The sequence below is a fragment of the Hydrogenophaga electricum genome (assembly GCF_030160815.1).
Taxonomy (GTDB): domain Bacteria; phylum Pseudomonadota; class Gammaproteobacteria; order Burkholderiales; family Burkholderiaceae_C; genus Hydrogenophaga; species Hydrogenophaga electricum.
Map to the genome: position 1 here is coordinate 1 of NZ_BSPB01000116.1, position 2,811 is coordinate 2,811.

Sequence of the window (2,811 nt, forward strand, 5' to 3'; positions counted from 1 at the left end):
CTTGATCTGCTGGAAGTCGCTCTCGTTGGCGCGGTAGGTGCTTTCGGTCCAGGAGCCGGAGTCGGCGTAGTCGTAGAACATGCGCGGCACGCGTTTCCGGGCCAGGCGGCGCAGGTCTTCGATGTTCGTCATCACGGGCATGGGGGGCTCTCCAGGGAAGGCTTTGAGGTCGGGCGATGTTATCCCTGTGGCGCGGGCCGGTCGCGTGAAAGCGGGCCGCTGCGGTTTGAAATTTCTGCGCGCTTGCCGGTGGTCGGGCCGTGGTGGACGGCGCAGCCGGTCTGCCTATCATCCGTCTCCGGAGGTGTCTCCTGGCCCGCGGCAGCGGGCTGGTGATGGTGCCACCGGAAGCCGTTTTCCTCGTCCGATCAAGGCCGGAGGCCTGCCATGGCGCATCGCATGTTGACGTCCGCATTTCCCTTCCGGCGCGTGGGGGCGGCCGGGCTGCTCGCACTGGGGGCCACCGCGGCCAGTGCCCAGACGGCGCCCACCCAGCTCTGGATGGATCTGTCCACCTCCACCATGACGGGCGTGCCCGAATTCATGGAAGGCGGGCTCGGCGGCATGGTGGGGGGGCTGCTGGGCGGGCGCATGGGGGGCGCCAGCGGTTCGCAGGTCTACGGCCACGCCAGCGGCCGCTTCATCCAGCAGGGCAGCACGCCCAGCCTCACGGGTGCGATGCCGCCCACGCGGGTGATCGACATCGCGCTGTTCAACCCGCGCCGGCCTGGGGTGGAGGCGCAACTGGCGATTCCGCCGGGCATGAAGATGGGCGAGGCCTTGCCGCTGGTGCCGCCCTCACCCGGCTACAAGGACGCCGATCCGACCGGCGAGGTGCCCGACATCAAAGGCCGCATCCTCATTTACTGGGGCTGTGGCGAAACCGTGCGCGCTGGCCAGCCCCGGGTGGTGCCGCTGTCCAACAACCCGCAGCAGTGGGCGCCGCTGCTGGCAGGGCGCCATGCGCCCGAGCGGGCCGCACGGGTGGGGGCGCAGCACGCGCTGTACCCGAACGAAAAGAACACCGTGAACCCCGGGCCCGAGACCTCGTTGCAGGGCGACCTCCAGGTGCAGGGCGACGGCGTGCCGGAGTCGATGCGCTTCACCCTGGGCGAGCGGCAGGACCTGATGCCCGCCATCCGCCTGCAGACGCAGGGCGCGCTGGCACAAAGCATTCTGGTGAGCTGGCTGCCGGTGCCCCGGGCCCACGCCTACCACCTGCACGCCATGGGCATGGTCGGTCAGGACATGGTGCTCTGGTCCAGCGCGGAAAGCGCCGATACGGGCCTGGGCCTGTTCGATTACCTCACCGAAGCCACCAGCGCCCGCTGGGTCAAGGACAAGCTGTTGCTGCCCGCTTCGGCCACGCAGTGCGCGGTGCCGGCGGGCATCTTCGCCACGCCGGGCCAGGCCGATTCGGTGGCGATGCTGCGCATGATCGCCTATGGCCCCGAGAGCTACCTCATGCACCCGGCGCGGCCGGCCAACGCCAAGACGGGCTGGCAGCCCGAATGGTCGGTACGGGTGCGCACCAAGAGCCAGACCATGGCCGTGCTCGGTGTGGACATGGCCGGCATGGCGGCCGGGGGCGGTGGGGCCGAGCCCGCACCCAGCCCCACCGAACGCGCGGTCGACAGCGTGCTGCCCGGGGCGGTGAACGTGCTGCGGGGCCTGTTCAGCCGCTGAGGCCTGCGCCGCCGCCGGGGCGTCAGCGGTGGTTCCAGCGCGAGCGTGTGGCCCAGCCGGCCAGCGCCGTGATCGCCGCGCCGGCCAGTGCCGCTGCCAGCAGCGACTTGCCCGGCTCTTCGCGCACATAGTCGGCCGTGCGGTTGCAGGCCTGGTTGGCGCCCTGGGCGACCTGCGCGCCGGCTTCGCGGGCTTTTTCGACACCGACCCGGGTCAGGTGTTCCACCCTGCCGGCGGCGTGCGAGAGCGCGCCCGGGGTCTGGTCCAGCCATTGTTCGGCCTGCTCGATGTGGCCGTTCACGGTGTCCTGGGCAGCTGCGGCGATTTTCTTGGCGGTGGCGGTCATGCGGTTCTCCTGAAAAAGGGTGGAAAAAAGGGAAGGGCACGGGCCCGCGTCAGCGGCGCAGCACGCTCACCAGGAACGACACCAGCGCCATGACGAGGAACACCACGAACAGCACCTTGGCAATGCCGGCGGCGCTGGCCGCGAGGCCACCAAATCCGAGCACGGCGGCGATGATGGCCACCACGAAAAACACCAGGGCGTAATGCAGCATCTTGGTCTCCTGTCTGGGCTTGGCCGGAGGGCGCAAACCGGTGGGTGAAAGCACCGCAGACACGGGGGTGTGGCTGCGATGGATTCAGTGTAGGAAGACGCTGGTGCGCGTGGTGTCGGCCGGCTCTGCCTAAGGCTGTAGGACAGGGCCGACAACCTGGCCGCGCTCGGCCGCCGTGAGCGGCTCCAGCCAGCCCAGTTGCCGTTCCAGCACGGCCAGCGTGGCTTCGGACGCGTCCTGCCCCTGCGCCTGCCGCGCCGTGATGCGCGCGCGCAGCGTGGCCACAGGTGCCTCGCAGGCGAGGATGCCGAACCCACAGCCCGTTTCGGCCGCCAGTGTGGCGAAGGCCGCGCGCTCGTGCTGGCGCAGGAAGGCCGCGTCCACCACCACCGACCAGCCTTCGGCCAGCAGCGCGCGGCTGCGCGCCAGCAGGCTGGCGTAGGTGTCGGCGTGGGCCTGGGGCGCGTACAGGCCCTGGTGGATGCCCGCGCCGCTGGCCTGCAGGGGCGCCAGGCCATGCAGGCGCTTGCGCTCCACGTCCGAGCGCAGGCGCAGCGCGCGCGGCGTG

4 protein-coding genes and 1 pseudogene are annotated in these 2,811 nt (G+C 70.7%); 1 reads left to right on the forward strand and 4 read right to left on the reverse strand.

Annotation, left to right across the window (positions count from 1 at the left end):
• A pseudogene (locus tag QQK43_RS22935) lies at positions 1–141 on the reverse strand (L-lactate dehydrogenase); the annotation flags it as partial.
• A gap of 258 nt (positions 142–399) precedes the next feature.
• On the opposite strand from QQK43_RS22935, the gene QQK43_RS22940 reads away from it, so the two are divergent.
• The gene (locus QQK43_RS22940) at positions 400–1,686 is read left to right on the forward strand and encodes a hypothetical protein (RefSeq protein ID WP_284309603.1); all 1,287 of its coding nucleotides are present in this window, start codon (positions 400–402) and stop codon (positions 1,684–1,686) included.
• A gap of 22 nt (positions 1,687–1,708) precedes the next feature.
• Here QQK43_RS22940 and QQK43_RS22945 read toward each other — a convergent pair whose 3' ends face one another.
• From QQK43_RS22945 to QQK43_RS22955, 3 genes are all read right to left on the reverse strand, one after another.
• Entirely contained in the window at positions 1,709–2,032 is a 324-nt protein-coding gene (locus tag QQK43_RS22945; RefSeq protein WP_234265387.1) for a hypothetical protein, read from the reverse strand.
• Between the two features lie 49 nt (positions 2,033–2,081).
• Positions 2,082–2,243 carry a DUF1328 domain-containing protein gene (locus QQK43_RS22950; RefSeq protein WP_234265386.1) on the reverse strand — a complete coding sequence of 54 codons (162 nt, stop codon included), beginning with the start codon at positions 2,241–2,243 and terminating at the stop codon, positions 2,082–2,084.
• A gap of 129 nt (positions 2,244–2,372) precedes the next feature.
• The coding region (locus QQK43_RS22955; RefSeq protein ID WP_284309604.1) for a P-loop nucleotide/nucleoside kinase family protein at positions 2,373–2,811 on the reverse strand (439 nt) is incomplete at its 5' end.